A 2,325-nucleotide genomic window follows, 5' to 3' on the forward strand; every position below is an offset into this window, starting at 1 on the left:
GGCGCATTCTAGCTCCAAATGCGACAATCATTTTTATACTGCTGTATAAACACTTCCTTAGGCATTTTATACCCTAAACACTTTCTTGGACATAGGTTCATTCTATCAGCTATTAGATCCAAGTCATTTTGTGTTACCTGATCAATTATAGTAGCACTTGGCAAGTACCTTCTTAACCGACCATTCATATTTTCATTAGATCCTTTTTGCCAGGGCGAGTGAGTTTCACAGTAATAAACCTGGCATTGCATTTTACTTTCAAGGACTTTGTAATCAGCAAACTCAACTCCTTGATCAAAAGTAACTGTTTTACACATCTTTTTGGGTAAATGCTCAAATTTATCAGTTATTCTCTGCATAACACCTCTGGAGTGTTTGCTATTATTCTTGATGAGCATAACCATCCTCGATTTACGCTCAACCAAGGTTGTTACAACTTTCTTTTTGTTACCCGTAAATTGTATTGTGTCACCTTCCCAATGACCAAATCTTGTTCTCTTGCTAATATCAGAAGGCCTTTCTGTTATCAATCGCATATCACCACCAAATCGACATAGTTGTTTCTTTCTCGAATACCGTTTGCGTCTTTGAGGTTGTTTGTAAGGTAAACAGTAATAAAGTTCTTTATTTTTAGACTTATAGACATACTGATAGATAGTTTCTGGACACACATAAATAGTGAGCTTTTGATATTTCATTCGACCAGATATTTGTTCAGGACTCCAACCTTTTTTCAGTGCCTTAACCACATAATCACGTAGATAACCGTCCTGATTTATCTTGCTTACTCGGCCGTTAGAAGCTCTTGTTCTTGCTTTTTGATTAGCAACCCCAGGCAAATAACTCCCTGAAATACTATTACGGTTAATTTCTCTATAAAGTGACGAACGATGTCTAGAAAGCTTTTTTGATATCATTTGTATTGATAACCCCATTTCGAGATAAATATACAAACGTTGTCGCTCATTTTTTGAAAAATGATTATAATAGCTCATGCGGCAAGCTCCTTTGCTAGTTTATTCAAGTTTCCGAAGAACATGAATATACAGCATTTTTGTTTGTCGCACTTCTAGTTAGAATTTGCCGTCACTAAAACCCATTTACTGTGGCATAAACGTGTCATGAATTCGTTCTGCCGCCACTTTCAGGTGCTCACTTGAGAGATGTGCATAACGTAAAACCATCTCATAATTTGACCAGCCTCCAAGTTGTTGTAACTCATGTAAAGCTGTACCGTTTTGCACATGCCAACTAGCCCAGGTATGACGTAAATCATGCCAGCGAAAATTCTCTATTCCAGCTCTTGCCAAAGCCTTCTGCCATGCATGATTATTACAGCGAGTTACAGGCTTTCCCTGATATGTAAAAACATATATAGGGTTATTACCCTTCTGAGAAGAAATAATCGAAATAGCCTGCTTATTTAAAGGAACAGGAATAGCTCGGTTGGTTTTCGATTCTTCTGGATGAATAAGGGCATGCCCTTTTTCCAAATTAATCTGAGTCCATTTCAATTGAGTGACATTCGATTCGCGTAAACCTGTTGCTAAAGTAAACGCAGCCATATCTTTCAAATGCGATGGTAACTCTTTTAACAACCGTGTAACCTCTTCTTTTGTTAACCAGCGTATTCGTCTATTCTCTACTCTCCTCATACGAATCAGTGGCATGCTTTCCAACCATCCCCACTCTTTATGGGCACGAGTTAAAATAGCACGAAGAACTTCCAACACTCGATTGACTGTAGAAAGCGTAACACCTGCTTTTTCTTTTTTCTTTGCAATTGATTCGATTAAATTGCTGTCAATATCAGCCAATAAATACTTTTTTAGATAAGGATCAAGCCAAGATAAATGAATCTTATCTGTTTCCAGACTACGTTTATGTGCTGATTCTTCCAGCCATCGAATCACTGCATCCATCCATAATTTATTGGGAATAGAATTTACTAACTTTTCATTCCACAATTCATTTTTAAGTTGATCATGAAAACGCTGCGCATCTTGCCTTATCGTCGTCCCAGTGCTTTTGCGTACGCGCTTTCCTTTGTGGAAAATGTCTGTCCACCAGACCCCATCTCTTTTGTAGAGTGCCATATATCAATACTCCTTCTATTGACACCCTGCGATGCATCGCAAGTAGAGTACTTGTTTCTTATGTACATCACAAGATCTTGCTCTAAAAATATCCAACCCCTACCTATCTTTACAGCTGGAAGTTCACCAGATGCAGCCATTCGACGGATAGTTTCCCTGTGGGCTCCAAGAAATTCTGAAGCTTCTTCAATATTAAAAGTATTCATAAGCAACCCCAGTTATAAGCCTG

3 protein-coding genes are annotated in these 2,325 nt (G+C 38.2%); all 3 read right to left on the bottom strand.

What is annotated here, in order from left to right; all coding sequences use genetic code 11:
* Positions 1-8: 8 nt before the first annotated feature.
* Positions 9-995 (bottom strand): IS30 family transposase, encoded by a 987-nt coding sequence (locus AB3348_RS15165; RefSeq protein ID WP_367608470.1) that lies wholly within the window; start codon positions 993-995, stop codon positions 9-11.
* A gap of 105 nt (positions 996-1,100) precedes the next feature.
* Positions 1,101-2,096 carry a tyrosine-type recombinase/integrase gene (locus AB3348_RS15170; protein ID WP_367608471.1) on the bottom strand — a complete coding sequence of 332 codons (996 nt, stop codon included), beginning with the start codon at positions 2,094-2,096 and terminating at the stop codon, positions 1,101-1,103.
* Positions 2,009-2,302: a helix-turn-helix domain-containing protein gene (locus AB3348_RS15175; RefSeq protein ID WP_172458822.1), complete on the bottom strand. Its 294-nt coding sequence runs from the start codon at positions 2,300-2,302 to the stop codon at positions 2,009-2,011. Before AB3348_RS15175 ends, AB3348_RS15170 begins: the two co-directional genes overlap by 88 nt.
* Positions 2,303-2,325: the final 23 nt, after the last annotated feature.

This window comes from Legionella sp. W05-934-2 (genome assembly GCF_964199965.1).
Classification (GTDB): Bacteria; Pseudomonadota; Gammaproteobacteria; order Legionellales; family Legionellaceae; genus JAFIFT01.

Coding starts and splice junctions, on each gene's coding strand:
- AB3348_RS15170 (WP_367608471.1), bottom strand. CDS start 2,096: ATGGCACTCTACAAAAGAGATGGGGTCTGGTGGACAGACATTTTCCAC.
- AB3348_RS15175 (WP_172458822.1), bottom strand. CDS start 2,302: ATGAATACTTTTAATATTGAAGAAGCTTCAGAATTTCTTGGAGCCCAC.
- AB3348_RS15165 (WP_367608470.1), bottom strand. CDS start 995: ATGAGCTATTATAATCATTTTTCAAAAAATGAGCGACAACGTTTGTAT.